Here is a 14,911-nt window from a genome sequence, read left to right on the forward strand (position 1 = left end):
TTCGGCAATCGTTATCTATAGATACTGAGCTGGAACAATTCCGTACCGTGTAGTCCGTTCTGCATCTCGGCAAACCTGTGTACCGTCCGTGAAGAACGAGCTTTTCTGATCGGCGTCGGTACGCGCTTCGAGCTGAAGGGGTTCGCGTTGGCACTCGGTGCGGTGCGGGAGAAGCCCGCCGCGGGTACGACCGGCGACACTCCCGGTGTCACGGCGCCGGGTGAAATGTCGCCGCGCGTGCTCGTAGTCCTGCTCGTACTGTCGATGGCCCTGGTGGTCACCCTGATCGGTGGCACCCTGAAGGCCGGTTTCCACCGCCCGGCCGGCGAAACCGCCGAGGTCACCCCCGTCACCCCCACCACGGCCCGATCCAGCTCGGCGACCCAGCCGGTCAATGCCGCGCCCCCGCCGCCCCCGGCCGCCCCGCCGCCGCCCGCGCCTGCCGAACCGGTGCAGGCCCCCGCGCCCGCTTACACCCCGCCATCCCAGCCGGTCGATATCGCCCCGGCGCCGGCCGCGCCCGAACCCGCACCCCAGGCCCCGGCACCGGCACCGGCCGCGCCGCCGCCGGCGCCCATCCCGGATATCCTCGCGCCCCTGATTCCGTTCCTGATTCCACCTCCGCCCCCTCCGCCCCCGGCCCCTTGACCGGCACGGCCCGGAATCCGAAGGAGCACAACGATGCTCGGTAGCGTCGAACCCGAACGGCCTTCCGGCACCGGCGATATCGATCCGCGCAGCCTGGGCGTGGTGGTGCTGGTCTCCGGCCTCATGGTGCTGGCCGTCGGCGGCGGCATGCTGCTCACCGCCTCCGGTGACGAGGGGCGGCCCGCGAGCCCACCCGCAGGTTCGGAATCCATTGACGAACAACGGGTTCCGGCTTCCCGGCTACCGGCAGGGGCGGCGGATCCGGCCAGTGTGCCGACCGGTGCGGTCGTTCCGCGCTCGCCCAACGGACCGGTGGGCGCGGCCCCCGTCCCGACGAGTCCGCCACCGATCCCGGCGCCGACGCCGGCCGTACCCCATCCCGTCGAGCGGCCGGTGGTGATCGGGGCGCAGCGGCTCGCCGTACTACTGCCGGTGATCGCTCCGGTGAACGCCGCCGTCCCGGTCGGCGGCCCGGGCTGTACGCAAGCCGCCCTGCTGCTTCCGGTAACCCTCCCCAACGGCGGTTGGGTCTGCACCGACCCGATACCCGCCGCCGAACAGCCCCGTCTCGGCGCGCCTTGTCTCACGAACAGCCCTGCCGCGCATTGGGATCTGCTGCCCGTCGCCCGCTGGGTGTGCGTGCCGCAGTCGGTGGCTCAGATCCCGGAAACGTCTGCCAGCTGGCCGATTCCGTAGGTGACGGCCATGGCGAGCGCGCCGCCGATCACCACGCGCAGCACCGCGCGTCGGGGGTCGCTGCCGCCGAGTCGTGAACTGACCGAACCGGTTAGGGCCAATGCCACCAGCACGGCGACGAAGGTGACGGGGATCCGCCACGGCACCGGCGGCAACAGGATCGCCAGCAGGGGGAGCAGGGCGCCGAGAGTGAAGGAGCCGGCGGAGGAGATCGCCGCGTGCCACGGGTTGGTGAGATCGTTCGGGTCGAGCTTCAATTCGGCCTCCGCATGCGCGGCGAAGGCGTCGTGGGCGGTGAGCTCCTCCGCGACCTGCCGGGCGGTCGCATCGGAAAGCCCCTTGTCGCGGTAGATCTGGGTGAGCTCGGCGAGTTCGAACTCCGGTTCCTCGGCCAGCTCCCGCCGCTCCTTGGACAGCAGCGCCCGCTCGGTATCGCGCTGCGTGCTGACCGAGACGTACTCTCCGGCCGCCATCGAGATGGCACCGGCCGTGAGCCCCGCGATACCCGCCGTGAGGATCGACGAGGTCTCGGTGGTCACCGCGGCCACCCCGACCACCAGCCCGGCCGTGGACACGATCCCGTCATTGGCGCCCAGCACGCCCGCCCGCAACCAGTTCAGCCGCGCGGCCAGACTCTCGTCGTGCGGTTCGTGCGGATGGGGTAGCGCGGTCTCCGGTTCCGAGCCGCCGTCTTTCGTCTCGTCCACCCCAGCAGCCTATGCCAGCCGCGTCCCGGTATCCGGCACCACAGATCCGGTACTTCCGATACCCGGCGGTCGTGCGCCGTCAGGACGAGATCGCGGCCGGGCGGGAGGCGGGCTGGAACTTGAAGGAGATCGCCTCCATGATCGGCTTGTGCCGGGTCTTCTGCACGGCCGCGATGCGCCACTGGTCGTCGGTATCGCGAATCACGGTGTAGGTGGCCAGTTTTCCGAGCTTCTTCGGGTTGCCCTTCGAGGATTCGCCGCGGGTGACCACGATCGCGGTATCCCGGCCGTAGCGACGGATCTCCAGAATCTCGACGGTCAGCCGGGTGCCTTTGAGGAAGCTGTCGAACAGCGCCTGGTGCGCGCCGCCGATCTCGTCCCCGCCGCGGTAGAGGGTCCCGACATAGGTGACATCGGTGGCGTCGCTGGTGAAGCAGGCCCCGTAGGCGGTGCCGTCACCGCGGTTCCAGGCGTCCTGGCTGCGCTCGATCAGGGCGCGAATGGCGGTGGTGTCGGCGTCGGTGGTGTGCATGGCGGTGTTCCTTTTTTGCTAGTCTTCTGCGTTGGAGATGTTTCTTCTTTGGAGAAGTATCTTCGTTGAGGAAGAGATTACGAGACTGGAGCGAGCCTTGTCAACGCCTGCCGCGGGAAATCCGCACGAGGTCTTCCGCCGCTATCTGAGTGCTGTGGTGCTGCACGCCCAGGCGGGCGCGCGAGCGGTCGGATTGGGTGCGACGGATCTGTACGCGCTCAACATCCTGGAGCTGTGCGGGGCCATGACCCCGGGCGAGCTCGGCACCCGCGCTGGGCTGACGACCGGACCGACCACCCGGCTCATCGATCGTCTGGAGCAGGCCGGTTATGTGCGCCGCGCCCCCGATCCGGGGGATCGCCGCAAGGTGATCGTGGAACCGGCCGGGCACTCCGCCGAGCTGGATGAGGTGTTGGCTCCGGCGCGCCGGGCCATCGGCGAGATCATCGCCGGTTATACCCCTGAACAGCGGGAATTGCTCTTCGACTACTTCGGCCGCGCCGCAGTCGCTTTCGAGCAGGCGGCCCGCGCCATCGAATGATGCGGCGCGGCGCGCGGGGAGGGATGGCTCTCGTTTCGGTGTGGGTGCGACCGATTTGCTGGAACGATGAAGATCATGGTCGGTCTTCTCTCGCGCTACTGGTCTGTCGTCGTACCGCTCCTGGCCGCGGTTGTGCTGGCCGTTTCCTGGGGGCGCGAACCCGGCCCCGTCGCCGCCGCCCTGATCGGTGTGGCCCTGATCGGCGCGGTGCTGTCGGCGGTCAGTCACGCCGAAGTGGTGGCGCATCGGGTCGGCGAACCCTTCGGCTCGCTCATTCTGGCCGTCGCGGTGACCATCATCGAGGTCGGACTGATCGTCACGCTCATGCTCTCCAGCGGTGACAAGGCCGCCTCCTACGCCCGCGATACCGTCTTCGCTGCCGTCATGATCACCTGCAACGGCATTTTCGGTCTGTCGCTGCTGGTCGGTGCGGTGCGCCGCCGGGTGGCCGTCTTCAATGCCGAGGGCACCGGCGGCGCGCTCGCGACGGTCGCGACCCTGGCCACGCTGAGCCTGGTGCTGCCGACCTTCACCACCACCGAGCCCGGCCCGGTCTTCTCCGGTGCGCAATTGGCCTTCGCCGCCGTCGCGTCCCTGGTGCTCTACGGCGTGTTCGTCATGGTGCAGACCGTCCGTCACCCCGACGACTTCATGCCGGTGGAGGAGACCGGCGACGACGACGAACTCGGGCACATGCCGACCAAGAAGCAGGCGTTGCTCAGCCTCGGTCTGCTGCTGGTGGCCTTGATCGGCGTGGTCGGGCTGGCCAAGACGGTGTCGCCGTCCATCGAATCCGGTATCGCCGCAGCGGGTTTGCCGGCCTCCGCGGTCGGTGTGGTGATCGCATTGCTGGTGCTGTTGCCGGAGACCATCGCGGCGGTGCGGGCCGCGCGCGGCGGCCGGGTGCAGATCAGCCTGAATCTGGCGCTGGGATCGGCGATGGCGAGCATCGGCCTGACCATTCCGGCGATCGCGCTGGCTTCGATCTTCATCGAGGGCCCGCTCATGCTCGGCCTCGGCGCGACCCAAATGGTCTTGCTGGCCTTGACCGTCGTGGTCGGCGCGCTCACCGTGGTGCCGGGCCGCGCCACCCTGTTGCAGGGCTGTGTGCACCTGGTGCTGTTCTCGGGCTTCCTGTTCCTGGCGGTAAGTCCTTAGCGCGCTGGGCGTTCCAGCGCTGGATTCGGCGCAATCGGTTGAATAGCTGACAGTTCACTCTCGAGGGCCGTCAGGTATGGCTCACCCCGTTGAATGCCCTCGGCTGGAGGTTCGCGGACCCGGTGCGAGAAGTCATAGCCATGCCGATCCACTCTGATAACACGTTACAGATTGCCTGGTCAAGCTGGTGATATAGGCCATGGCCAGCCCTGTTTCCCGGTGTACCGGACAGTTGCGGAGAGGTCTGTGTCACACCTGGAGCGGATTTGTTGTAACTCGGCGTAACCATTAGCTTTGATGGCAGGCAGTGTTGCCGATCACGGAGAAGAAATTTTGAAGCTCGTCACCAAACAAGAGAGTGCTGTCCGCATCGTGCGCGACAACTTCTCCGGCACCGTGGTGGCCTCGCTGCGCACCTTCGGGCGTGCCGCCGGTATCGCACAGGAATCGGTGGCGGGCACGTTCTCCGATCTCGCACGCGGGCAGTTCCAGTGGAAAGAGGCCGTCCTCCAGGCGTGGCGGCTGATCACGGTCACCGCGATTCCGGCCATCCTGATGGCGATCCCGTTCGGCGTCATCGTCTCGGTGCAGGTCGGCAACCTCATTCACACCCTGGGCGCGGATTCGCTGCTCGGCGCGACCGGCGGCCTGGGCGTCATCAAGCAGGGCGCGCCCCTGGCCACCGGCTTCCTGCTGGGCGGCGCGGGCGCGGCGGCACTGGCCGCAGATCTGGGTGCGCGCACCATTCGCGAGGAGATCGACGCGCTGAACACCATGGGCATCAGCCCGATTCACCGCTTGGTCATCCCGCGCATGGTCGCCATGATCTTCGTGGCCCCGCTGCTGAACGTGCTGATCATCTTCGTCGGCGTGCTCGCGGGCTATCTGGTCGCCATCGGCGGTCAGGGCGTCACGCCCGGTTCCTATTGGGCCACTTTCGGTTCCTTCACCACCACCGCCGATGTCTGGGTGTCGCTGCTGAAGGCGGTCATCTTCGGCTTCCTGGTGGTGGTGATCGCCTGTCAGCGCGGGCTCGAGGCGAAGGGCGGACCGCGGGGTGTCGCCGATGCCGTGAACGCCGCCGTCGTGCTGTCGGTGGTGTCGATCGTGACCGTCAATCTGGTCGCCACCCAGATCACCACCATGTTCCTGCCCACGAGGCTGGCCTGATGTCGGCTACCTATGTGCCCAAGGGTTTGGGCTGGGCCGCTCGCGCCTATCGCCGCCGCGGCTTGATCCTGCGCCGGGTCGAGAACCTGGGCTTCACGCTGGCTTTCGTCTGGCAGGTGCTGTCGTCGATTCCGTTGACGCTCAAGCGCTATCGCGACGAGACCATGCGCGCTATCACCAATATGACCTGGGGCCGCGGGTCCATCATCGTGGGCGGCGGCACCGTGCCGATGATGATCGTGCTCGGCCTGGTCATGGGTGCGTCGGTGGCGGTGGAATCCTTCGCGACGCTGGACATGCTGGGTATGGGCCCGGTCACCGGGCTGGTGTCGGCGTACGCCACCACGCGTGAGCTCGCGCCGATCGCCGCGGCCATCGGTTTCGCCGCGCAGGCGGGCTGCCGAATGACCGCCGAGATCGGTTCCATGCGCATCTCCGAGGAGATCGACGCCATCGAATCGCTGGGCCTGCGCTCGGTGCCGTTCGTGGTCACCACCCGCGTGCTGGCCGGTGCGGTCGCTATCATCCCGACCTTCCTGATCGCGCTGATCCTGTCCTATGCGGCCTGCCGCGGGCTGATCACGCTGGTGCACGGGTCGGCGGCCGGTGTGTACGACCACTACTTCTTCCAATTCGTCTCCGGCTTCGATGTGATCGCAGCCGTGGTGAAGGTGGCCATCTTCGCGGTGGTCGTCATCCTGATCCACTGCTACTACGGCTTTTTCGCCACCGGCGGTCCGGAGGGTGTGGGTATCGCCTCCGGTAAAGCGGTGCGCGCCTCGTCGGTGGCGATCATCGCCATGGACATGGTGCTCTCGCTGGCGCTGTGGGGCTTCAACTCGGCGATCACGTTCACGGGGTAGGGGAATGGCGAACTACGGAATGCCGGGTGTGGCCGTCAACCGCAAGCAGGCGATGACGGTCGGGGCGGTCGCGCTGGCGATCGTCCTGGTCGTGACCGCGGTGTGGACGGCGTACCGGTCGCAGAAAACCGAACCGGGCCTGCCCATTTCACTGCGGACCGAGCAGATCGGCGACGGCGTGCTGGTCGGCACCGAGGTGCGGGCCAATGGCGTGGTGGTCGGCAAGGTCACCGCCATCGATCCGGATCAGCAAGGCACCCAGCGGATTTCGCTGCGCCTGGATGATTCCCGCATGTTCGGGCTGGACGACAGCCTGCTGGTGGATTACGCGCCCGCCAACCTGTTCGGCATCAGCGAGGTCGAATTGCGTAAGGGGCCGGGCGGTTCGCCGCTGCGCTCGGGAACGGTCATCGACCTGACCGGGCGCAAGGCGGCCGACGTGTACGACGCCACCATGGGATCGATTCTGCGCAGCATGTCGCAGATGGGCGGCTCGGTGCTGACCCCGCAGATGGCCTCGGTCATCGCGCAGGCCGCCGCCGACACCCAGGCGCTGACGCCGCTGGCGCAGGCGCTGATCACCGCGCAGCGCACCATCGCCGACAACCAGAAGATGCCGCTCTCCCAGCTGATGGGTGAGCTCGGCCCGGCCTTCGACGGCGGCGGCCGGTTCGCGGGCGCGACCGTGCAGGTGATCGACCTGATCCGCAGTATGCAACGGCTGCAACAGAATCGCGCCGAATACGACCAGGGCGTGGCCATCGTGACCGGGCAGCTGTTGCCGATCCTGGCGAAGACTTTGGGCACGGCCGGAACTCAGCTGTCGGGGACCACCGATGCCTTGGTGCCGCTGCTGACCGCGCTCGCCCAGATGGTGCCCGCCCCGCAGCAGTCCTCGGCCGAATTGCGCACGCTGCTGGAGCGTTTGCGCGCGGCCATGCCGGACAACGGACAGGGACCGGTGCTCAATGTGGAGGTCGAACTGAAGAGCGTGCCCGCGGTCATCGCGCCACTGCTGGGAGGTATGCGATGAGCGTGAAAGGCGCGGCCTGGCGGCTGGCGTTGTTCGCGGGCGTGATCGTGGTGGTGCTCATGCTGGTGCTGACCGCCATCCAGCGGCCGGTATCGGGTGAAACCAACTCGCACGACGCCCTTTTCACCGATGCCAACGGCTTGAAGGTCGGCGACGACGTGCGCATGTACGGCGTGCAGGTCGGCAAGGTCAAGGGCATCGCGCTGGAGGGGAATCAGGCCAAGGTCAGCTTGACCGTCAAGACCGACGCACCCGTCTACGACAACTCCAAGCTGGCGATTCGCTATCAGAACCTGACCGGGCAGCGCTATATCGATCTGCAACAGCAGCCGCAGCCGGGCAAGGCCATCGCGTCGGGCGCACGCATCGGCACCGATCGCACCGTGCCGTCCTTCGATGTGACCAGCCTGTTCAACGGCCTGAAGCCGGTGTTGCAGACCATCTCTCCGGAGGCCATCAACCAATTCAGCGCCAGCATGGTCGCTGTGATCGAGGGTGATGGCAATGGCGTCGGCCCGGCCATGGACGCCATCGGCAAGCTGGCCGCGCATGTGGACAACCGGCAGCAGGTGATCGGCACGCTGATCCGCAATATGTCGGATCTGTCGGATCGGCTGAGCGGCCGCGTGCACTACCTGGTGCCGCTGCTGGCCCAGCTCAGCAATATCTTCGAGGCATTGCAGCAGAACATCGGCGGCCTGGCGCAGTTCGCGGCGACCGCGCCGTCGGTGCTGCGGCCCATCGACGCGCTGCTGCGCACCATCGGCATCAACAGCGGTCAGGATGTGGACAGCCTGATCCGCCAGATCTTCCCCGATGGCAAGCAGGCGGTGGAGCTGCTCGGCCGCCTGCCCGCCGTGCTCGCGGCCGCGGACGCCTCGCTGCCGTCCGGCCCGACCGGCTGGAAACCGGTGTGCAGCAAGGGGAATGCCGAACTGCCCGGCATGCTCAAGGTGTTGATCGGCGGACAGCAGGTGACACTGTGCAACGGATGAGACTGCCCCGCTTGCGCTTCGGCGACGATCGGGTCATCGACGAGCCCACCCGGGCGAAACGGGAACTGCGGCGCGGCATTATCGGCGCGGTGCTGCTGACGGTGGCGCTGCTGGCCGCCGGTGCGCTGTATGTGCTGCCGCTCGGTAAGCACACCTACACCGCGGAACTCTCCGAGGCGCAGTCGGTGAAGGCCGGCGACGACGTGCGGGTGGCGGGCATCTCCGTCGGCGAGGTGAAATCCCTGGAGCTGAAACCGGACAAGGTGATCATGAAGTTCACCGTGGACTCCGACGTCTTCATGGGTGACCAGACCTCCCTCGACATCCGCATGCTGACCATCGTCGGCGGCCACTACGTCGCGGTGTTCCCGGCCGGTTCACAAGCCTTGGGGGACAAGGCGATTCCGGCCGATCGCGTCCGGCTGCCCTACAGCCTGTCGCAGACCTTCCAGGACGCGGCGACCCCGCTGGCCAAGCTGGACGGCAACAGCCTCAATCGCAATCTGGCCGCGCTCGGCGATTCCTTGCAGAACGCCCCGGACAGCCTGCGCACCACGCTGACGACCGTCTCCAACTATGTGGACGCGCTCGACCGCCAGCGCTCCCAGGTCTCCAATGCCGTCGCGGTGGCGGACGAGTACGTGCGCATGTACGACGGCGCGAAATCCGATCTGGGCCGCCTGATGGACAGCGCCAACCTGCTGGTCACCGTGCTGGAGGCCAAGCACACCGAAATGGCCGAGGCGCTGCGGCTGCTCAGCGACGTGGTCGGGCGACTGGCCGGCGCCGCGCCCACCTGGGACGAATCGCTGAAGCCGAAGCTGAACGCGGCCATCGAACAGCTCGAGCAGCTGGGTGAGAAGTTCGCGCCCACCCTCACCGCCGCGCACAGCCTGCAAACCAAGCTGTCCGAGCTGGTGATTCCCGAGGGCGGCGTCACCGTCGACCAGTCGGCGCAGACGGTTCCGCTGCCGCCGATCTGCATCCCGGCGCCCGGGAAGGAGTGCTGATGCTCAAGCGAATGCTCGGCTCGCAGGCGTTCATGTCGGTCGCCGGTGCGGTCCTGGTGGTGGTGCTGGCGGTGGTCGGCTACTTCATCTACTTCGATCCGATGAAGAAGACCCAGGCGTACTGCGCGCTCATGCCCGACGCCGTTGGCCTGTACGTGGGCAACAAGGTCACCATGCGCGGCATCCCGGTGGGTTCGGTGACATCCATCGAATCCGAGGGCGCGAAGGTCGCGGTCGAGTTCGAGGTGGATGCGAAGTACCCGATCTATGCCGATGCCGCCGCCACCACGGTCGCGGATTCCATTGTGGCGGACCGGAATCTGGCGGTGCTGTTCAGCGGTAAGAACCCCGCGCGCTGGAATCCCGGCGAGTGCATCACCAAGACGCTGACGCCCAAGAGCATCACCGAGACGCTGACCGCGCTGGCCGATCTCTCCTCGCAATTGCAGGCGGCCTCGGCCCCGGACGCGCTGGAACGTGGTCTGGGAGCGTTGGATTCGGCGACCGCCGGCGCCGGGCCGGAGATCAACGCCATCGTCAAGAAGCTCGGTTCGTCGCTGTCCGCCCCGGACGCCGACATCGGCCATCTGGCAGGCATTTTCGATGCCTTCGCCTCGGTCGGCCAGAAGGTCGAAGCACACTGGGGCGACCTGCGCTCCATGCTGCTCCGACTGGCTCCCGCTCTGAACAACGCCAGCACCGAATTGATCGGCCCCGGTGCGGAATTGATCGATCGGCTGGGTCAGGCACTGCCCATGCTCAACGACCTGGTGACCATCGCCGGTGATCCGATCATGCGTGCCCTGAGCGACACCCTGCCGTTGATGCGCCTGCTGCGCGCCAATGTCGGCTCCATGTCCGAGATCATGCAGAAGCTCCCGGTGCTGACCAGCGCCGCCGAGCACATGATGGGCTCCGGCATCACCTACGGCTCCCCACGAGTCGCCCTGTCCCAGGAGCAATCCGAGCAGACCTGCGCGGCGCTCAACGCCTTGCAGCCGGGCCGCTGCGCCAAGCCTTCGGACATCGATATCCCACTGGTCCCGCTGGTGGTCGGAATGGCAGGTGCGCGATGAGAACCATCACCCTCCGGTTTCCCGCGATGGTCTCCCTCCGTCATCCCGGCATGCTTTTAGCCGGGATCCGAAGTGGGCGTGTGGATTCCGGCCAAAAGCACGCCGGAATGACAGGGCGGGGCGCCGGAACGACGAGGCGGGCGGTCGGCGCGGTCGCGGTGGCTGCGGCTCTGACCGCTGGTGGCTGTGCCTTCGATCCGTCGTCGGTCCCGGTGCCGGGCACCTCGGTGTCCGGCCCGACCTACGACATCCACATCGAGTTCGGCAATGTGCTGAACCTGCCCGCGCGCGCCAAGGTGATCGCCAATGGCGCGCAGGTGGGCACGGTTACCGGTGTGCGCGTGGTGGATTCGGCGCACTCCGGTGGTAAGGGCGGCTACGTGGTGGTCGACGCCGAGATCTCCAGCAAGGTGCAGCTGCCCACCAAGACGGTGGCCGAACTGCGGCAGAACACCGTGCTCGGTGACATCCACCTGGCGCTCACCACGCCGCCCGGCGGGTTCGATTCGCTGTTGCGCGACGGCGGCACCATCGGGCAGGAGTACACCCGCCCGCCGGTGCAGCTCGAGGACACCATGGCCGCGCTGGCCGCCTTCACCCAGGGCGGTGCGATCAATCAGTTGCAGGACATCATCAATCGCTTCAACGCCGTGCTGCCCGCCGATCCGGCCGAGACCCGCCGTATCGCCGAGAACGCGGGCGGCAACTTCCAGGATCTGGCCGCGAACCTGGACGCGGTGGACTCGCTGCTCAACGGCCTGGGCACCAATGCCCAAGTGCTGCACGACGGTGTGGACTATCTGGATCACCAGCTGAGCCAGGAATCGGTGGACGCCATGACCGGTGTCACCAATTCGATCAGCGGCGTGGCCGGGCTCTTCACCGCGCTCGGTCAGCTCGGCTCCTCGCTGACCTGGCTGGCTCCGCTCGCCACCTCCGGCAATGCCGCCGCGCAAGCCTTTGTGCCGCTGGCGCTTTCGGGGCAGGGCCTGGATCTGTCCAAGCCCTCGAACCTGTCGCTGCTCATCGCCCTGCTGCGGGACAAGCTGATTCCCTTCGTGGAGCAGGGCCCGAAGGTGAATGTCACCGGGGTGCAGGCGGATTCGGTATCCAAGGACGACAAGGTGAACGCGATTCTTTCCGGCCTGCGCGTGATCGGAGCGGTGCGATGAAGTGGGGACCCATCGCCTCGCTGGGCGGTATCGCCGCGGTCACCGTGCTGGGCGCGAGCTATCTGACCTTCGGTGTGGTGCGGGCGGATCCGTTCGCCGAATACACCCGCGCCTCGATGGTGCTGTCGAATTCCGGTGGGCTGAGCGTCGGTTCGCCGATTCTGCTCACCGGTATGAAGGTCGGCAAGGTGACCTCCATCGACGGCACCGCCGCCGGTATCGAGGTCGGTTTCCGGGTGGACGCGGATCGCAAGGTCCCCACCGACAGCGTGATCAGCATCGAACAGCTCTCGGCGCTGGGCGAACCGTACGTGGAGATCCGCCCCAAGACCGGCGGCGGCCCCTACCTGCGTGACGGGCAGCGCCTGGACACCGCGACCGTGAAATCGCCGCTCTCGATTCCCGAGGTGTCGCGGCTGGTCAACAAGGTCATGAACCAGCTCGATCCCAAGGTGGCCGCCTCGCTGGCGAGCACCCTGGGCGCGGCCTTCCACGACACCGAATCGTCGATGCCGTCGCTGACCCGTGCGGGCGACCTGCTGGCCGCGGCGATCATGAGCCGCGAGCCCAAGATCGCGCAGCTGCTGAACAGCTTTCAGGCCGCGGCCGCCGATATGGACGGCATGGGCGCGGCCACCGCCGCCGCGGCCCCGGCCTTCGTGCGCTTCGAGAAGTCCCTGGAAGACCTGGTCGACGCGGTCGGTAGACTGGTGGACCGCGCGCCGGGCCCGCAGGTCTATCTCGAAGACAACGGCCTGGTGCCGTTCCTGTCCAAGCTGAGCGACTGGCTCCAGCAGGCGGGACCCGAATTGCAGATCCTCGCGCCGCAGCTCCGCCCGCTGGTGGACTCCACTCGCGCCGCGGGATCGCAGATCAATATCAGCGGCCTGATCACGCAGGCGCTGGCCAATACCGGTGACCACGCCGTGCGCGTGCAGGTCGACGTCAAATAATGAAGGAAGGTACGCGGATGTCCGAGGACACCGAACCGAAACGGGCGGTCGACGCGGAGTCCGCCGCCGAGACCGAGCCGAAGGCCGCCGAATCGAAGGCCGCCGGGCCGAAAACGGCCGAGCCCGGGGGCAAGACCATTCAGCTGAAGGTCTCGACGCTGGCCCTGACCGCGGCGGCCGTGGTGCTGATCGGCGCGCTGGTCACCATGACGGTGCTGTGGTCCTCGGCCCGCGGCGAACTGCGTGACCGCGACGCCCAGGCCGCCGACGACAAGCACGCCGAGCAGGTCGCCACCGATTACGCGGTCGGCGTCTCCACGGTCAACTACACCGACTTCAACGCCTGGATCGCGCGCCTGCAAAAGAACACCACCCCGAAGCTGGGCGCGGCCTTCGACGCCGGCAAGGGTGAGTTGCAGCGCTTCATGGTGCCGCTGCAATGGATCTCCAGCCCGACCCCGCTGGGCGCGCAGATCGTGAACCGCGACAACGGCGCGTACAAGGTGAACGTCTACCTCAACGTCAACACCAGCAATACCGAACGCCCCGACGGCTTCCTCGCCACCGTGTACTACACGGTCAGCGTCGACCCGAAGGAAGACTGGAAGGTCACCGAGGTCAGCAGCATCGACCTCCCGCTGCCCAAGCAGTAGCGAGCCGCGAACGGCCCCCGCCCGCACATCCGGTACGGGCGGGGGTTTTCTCGCTTCAGCTCTGCCGCAGCTTGTCCGCCAAGCGAACCGCGAGCGCCACGATCGTCAACGTCGGATTGGCGTGCCCGTTGGTCGGGAACACCGAACTGCCCGCGATCCACAGGTTCTCCATGCCGTGCACCCGGCAGTCGGCATCCACCACCCCGGCGCGGGGATCGGCCGACATCCGGGTGGCCCCGGTGGGATGCGCCCAGTCGGTGAGCCGCACGGGCAGCGAACTGTCTTCGCGCACCCAATCATCCAGCTCCGGCGGCGTGAAGCCCAGTCGCGCGAACTCTCCGGCCAGCAACTCCGCGGCCCGGCGCACGGTCCGGTCCTCCTGCGCGCTCAGCCGCCAATTCACCCGCGGCAGCGGCATCCCGAACCGATCCACCCTGTCGCTCAGGGTGATCCGGCTCTCCGGGTCCGGCGCCTGCTCCACCATGCAGCGCAACTCCACCAGTTCCAGTTTGCGCGGCAGCCCCGTGTGATCGATGAGCCGTCGTTTCGCTCCCGACAGCAGCAGTCCGGGATTGCTCGCCACCGCCCGCGCGTCGTGCAGGTTCATATGCCCGCGCAGCAGGTTCTTCACCGATTCCCACGGATCGTCCTCGGCGGGCACCTCCTGAATCCACAAGGCGCAGTTGAGCAATCCCTCCTCGGCCTGGATTTCCGGCGACAATGCCACGCCGTGCAGGAAGGTGTGTTTTCCGCCGCGCGTTTTCACGACGTATTTGCCGAATCGGTCGCGCGCGGCCGCGGAACTCAGCGGATCGAGGGTGCCGACCACCCCGCAGCGATGATCGAGCAGGTATCTCCCGACCATATCGTGCCGATTCCCGACACCGGCCGGAAGTTCGCGATTGGAGGCGAGCAATAACCTGGCATTCTCGATTCCCCCGGCCGCCAGGACAATTCGCTGCGCGTGCACGCTGCGCGGTTTTCCGTCGGCATCGCGCACCCGCAATCCGACTACCTGTCGGCCGACCGGATCGGTATCGATATGGACGACGGTGGCATTCAACGCGATTCGTACATTCCCGGCCGGAATATCGGCCAGGTGGGCCCCGAACCGCTTGCTGTCGAAGGGATCCGCCGGGTCCTTGCTGATCTGCCAGAAGAACGGTCGCAGCCGGCTGCGGTCCAGCTGCCGGGCGGGTGGTGTGCGGTCGGCGAGCTCCCAGAACCGGTCGTCGGTGAACCGGCCGCCGGGGCCCAGGCCCAGGTGAGCGGCGGCCCGATCCAGATACGGTTCCACCTGGTCGGTTCCGATCGGCCAGCCGGAGCCGGGCACCCACGGCCGCGCCGCGTAGTCCAGCGGGTCCAGCGGGGCGCAACGCCCGCTCCAGGTATGCGAGCTACCGCCCAGAATTCTATTGCGCGCGTTGCGATATGGTGTCGCGCGCACCGCCCCGACATTCTCCATATCGTTGAGTTCGTCGGATTCGGGCGAGAGTTCGAAACCCCCGCTTTCCAAAATTAGTACGCGCAGCGCGCAGCCCGCGAGTTCGGCGGCGAGGGTCGACCCGGCCGGGCCCGATCCGATTACACACACATCCGCGGTGAGTTCGCTGTCCCGGATCGAACGCAAGTCGTCGATACGCACCGGAAATCCTTCCGCACCCCGCATCCACCCCCGAGACGGACGCACTCGACTGGTCCGCG

Annotated in this window: 16 protein-coding genes; 13 read left to right on the forward strand and 3 right to left on the reverse strand. The window is 67.3% G+C overall.

Translation table 11 applies throughout. The annotated features are described in order from the left end of the window. Positions 1-147: 147 nt before the first annotated feature. Together NI1_RS30900 and NI1_RS30905 are read left to right on the forward strand one after the other, a co-directional pair. Positions 148-648: a hypothetical protein gene (locus tag NI1_RS30900; RefSeq protein WP_067827995.1), complete on the forward strand. Its 501-nt coding sequence runs from the start codon at positions 148-150 to the stop codon at positions 646-648. Positions 649-681: 33 nt separating this feature from the next. Beyond that, positions 682-1,344, forward strand: a complete 663-nt coding sequence (locus NI1_RS30905; RefSeq protein WP_067827998.1) for a hypothetical protein — start codon at positions 682-684, stop codon at positions 1,342-1,344. Here NI1_RS30905 and NI1_RS30910 read toward each other — a convergent pair. Together NI1_RS30910 and NI1_RS30915 are read right to left on the reverse strand one after the other, a co-directional pair. Beyond that, positions 1,305-2,051, reverse strand: coding sequence for a VIT1/CCC1 transporter family protein (locus tag NI1_RS30910; protein ID WP_067828001.1), 747 nt, complete (start codon positions 2,049-2,051; stop codon positions 1,305-1,307). The genes NI1_RS30905 and NI1_RS30910 overlap by 40 nt on opposite strands. 79 nt (positions 2,052-2,130) lie before the next feature. Continuing rightward, positions 2,131-2,583: an SgcJ/EcaC family oxidoreductase gene (locus NI1_RS30915; RefSeq protein ID WP_067828006.1), complete on the reverse strand. Its 453-nt coding sequence runs from the start codon at positions 2,581-2,583 to the stop codon at positions 2,131-2,133. Between the two features lie 97 nt (positions 2,584-2,680). On the opposite strand from NI1_RS30915, the gene NI1_RS30920 reads away from it, so the two are divergent. The 11 genes from NI1_RS30920 to NI1_RS30970 all read left to right on the forward strand — a co-directional run bounded on the left by NI1_RS30920 (position 2,681) and on the right by NI1_RS30970 (position 13,207). Then, the gene (locus tag NI1_RS30920) at positions 2,681-3,124 is read left to right on the forward strand and encodes a MarR family winged helix-turn-helix transcriptional regulator (protein ID WP_067828008.1); all 444 of its coding nucleotides are present in this window, start codon (positions 2,681-2,683) and stop codon (positions 3,122-3,124) included. A gap of 75 nt (positions 3,125-3,199) precedes the next feature. Next, entirely contained in the window at positions 3,200-4,282 is a 1,083-nt protein-coding gene (locus NI1_RS30925; protein WP_218026855.1) for a calcium:cation antiporter, read from the forward strand. A 297-nt stretch (positions 4,283-4,579) separates the two neighbouring features. Then, positions 4,580-5,452, forward strand: a complete 873-nt coding sequence (locus NI1_RS30930) for an ABC transporter permease (RefSeq protein WP_067828013.1) — start codon at positions 4,580-4,582, stop codon at positions 5,450-5,452. Continuing rightward, positions 5,452-6,315, forward strand: coding sequence for an ABC transporter permease (locus tag NI1_RS30935; protein ID WP_067828016.1), 864 nt, complete (start codon positions 5,452-5,454; stop codon positions 6,313-6,315). Before NI1_RS30930 ends, NI1_RS30935 begins: the two co-directional genes overlap by 1 nt. 4 nt (positions 6,316-6,319) lie before the next feature. Continuing rightward, on the forward strand, positions 6,320-7,348 hold the full coding sequence (locus tag NI1_RS30940; RefSeq protein ID WP_067828019.1) for an MlaD family protein: 1,029 nt from the start codon (positions 6,320-6,322) through the stop codon (positions 7,346-7,348). Further along, a complete protein-coding gene (locus tag NI1_RS30945) occupies positions 7,345-8,343 on the forward strand; it encodes an MlaD family protein (protein ID WP_067828022.1) in 999 nt (332 codons plus the stop codon). The genes NI1_RS30940 and NI1_RS30945 overlap by 4 nt, the downstream gene beginning before the upstream one ends. Further along, the gene (locus NI1_RS30950) at positions 8,340-9,353 is read left to right on the forward strand and encodes an MlaD family protein (RefSeq protein ID WP_067828025.1); all 1,014 of its coding nucleotides are present in this window, start codon (positions 8,340-8,342) and stop codon (positions 9,351-9,353) included. Before NI1_RS30945 ends, NI1_RS30950 begins: the two co-directional genes overlap by 4 nt. After that, positions 9,353-10,429, forward strand: a complete 1,077-nt coding sequence (locus NI1_RS30955) for an MlaD family protein (protein WP_067829086.1) — start codon at positions 9,353-9,355, stop codon at positions 10,427-10,429. Before NI1_RS30950 ends, NI1_RS30955 begins: the two co-directional genes overlap by 1 nt. A gap of 107 nt (positions 10,430-10,536) precedes the next feature. Continuing rightward, a complete protein-coding gene (locus NI1_RS30960) occupies positions 10,537-11,601 on the forward strand; it encodes an MlaD family protein (protein WP_084524046.1) in 1,065 nt (354 codons plus the stop codon). Next, the gene (locus tag NI1_RS30965) at positions 11,598-12,554 is read left to right on the forward strand and encodes an MlaD family protein (RefSeq protein ID WP_067828028.1); all 957 of its coding nucleotides are present in this window, start codon (positions 11,598-11,600) and stop codon (positions 12,552-12,554) included. Before NI1_RS30960 ends, NI1_RS30965 begins: the two co-directional genes overlap by 4 nt. A 17-nt stretch (positions 12,555-12,571) precedes the next feature. Then, positions 12,572-13,207: a hypothetical protein gene (locus NI1_RS30970; protein ID WP_067828031.1), complete on the forward strand. Its 636-nt coding sequence runs from the start codon at positions 12,572-12,574 to the stop codon at positions 13,205-13,207. Positions 13,208-13,262: 55 nt separating this feature from the next. On the opposite strand, the gene NI1_RS30975 is transcribed toward NI1_RS30970, so the two are convergent. Next, positions 13,263-14,852 (reverse strand): GMC oxidoreductase, encoded by a 1,590-nt coding sequence (locus NI1_RS30975; protein WP_067829092.1) that lies wholly within the window; start codon positions 14,850-14,852, stop codon positions 13,263-13,265. Between the last annotated feature and the right edge of the window lie 59 nt (positions 14,853-14,911).

This window comes from Nocardia inohanensis NBRC 100128, assembly GCF_001612945.1.
Taxonomy (GTDB): Bacteria; Actinomycetota; Actinomycetes; order Mycobacteriales; family Mycobacteriaceae; genus Nocardia; species Nocardia inohanensis.

Excerpts from the sequence above, each read along its gene's own strand:
- NI1_RS30950 (WP_067828025.1), top strand. The coding sequence starts at position 8,340 with ATGAGACTGCCCCGCTTGCGCTTCGGCGACGATCGGGTCATCGACGAG.
- NI1_RS30960 (WP_084524046.1), top strand. The coding sequence starts at position 10,537 with ATGACAGGGCGGGGCGCCGGAACGACGAGGCGGGCGGTCGGCGCGGTC.
- NI1_RS30940 (WP_067828019.1), top strand. The coding sequence starts at position 6,320 with ATGGCGAACTACGGAATGCCGGGTGTGGCCGTCAACCGCAAGCAGGCG.
- NI1_RS30930 (WP_067828013.1), top strand. The coding sequence starts at position 4,580 with ATGGCAGGCAGTGTTGCCGATCACGGAGAAGAAATTTTGAAGCTCGTC.
- NI1_RS30905 (WP_067827998.1), top strand. The coding sequence starts at position 682 with ATGCTCGGTAGCGTCGAACCCGAACGGCCTTCCGGCACCGGCGATATC.
- NI1_RS30935 (WP_067828016.1), top strand. The coding sequence starts at position 5,452 with ATGTCGGCTACCTATGTGCCCAAGGGTTTGGGCTGGGCCGCTCGCGCC.
- NI1_RS30915 (WP_067828006.1), bottom strand. The coding sequence starts at position 2,583 with ATGCACACCACCGACGCCGACACCACCGCCATTCGCGCCCTGATCGAG.
- NI1_RS30970 (WP_067828031.1), top strand. The coding sequence starts at position 12,572 with ATGTCCGAGGACACCGAACCGAAACGGGCGGTCGACGCGGAGTCCGCC.
- NI1_RS30965 (WP_067828028.1), top strand. The coding sequence starts at position 11,598 with ATGAAGTGGGGACCCATCGCCTCGCTGGGCGGTATCGCCGCGGTCACC.
- NI1_RS30925 (WP_218026855.1), top strand. The coding sequence starts at position 3,200 with ATGGTCGGTCTTCTCTCGCGCTACTGGTCTGTCGTCGTACCGCTCCTG.
- NI1_RS30945 (WP_067828022.1), top strand. The coding sequence starts at position 7,345 with ATGAGCGTGAAAGGCGCGGCCTGGCGGCTGGCGTTGTTCGCGGGCGTG.
- NI1_RS30955 (WP_067829086.1), top strand. The coding sequence starts at position 9,353 with ATGCTCAAGCGAATGCTCGGCTCGCAGGCGTTCATGTCGGTCGCCGGT.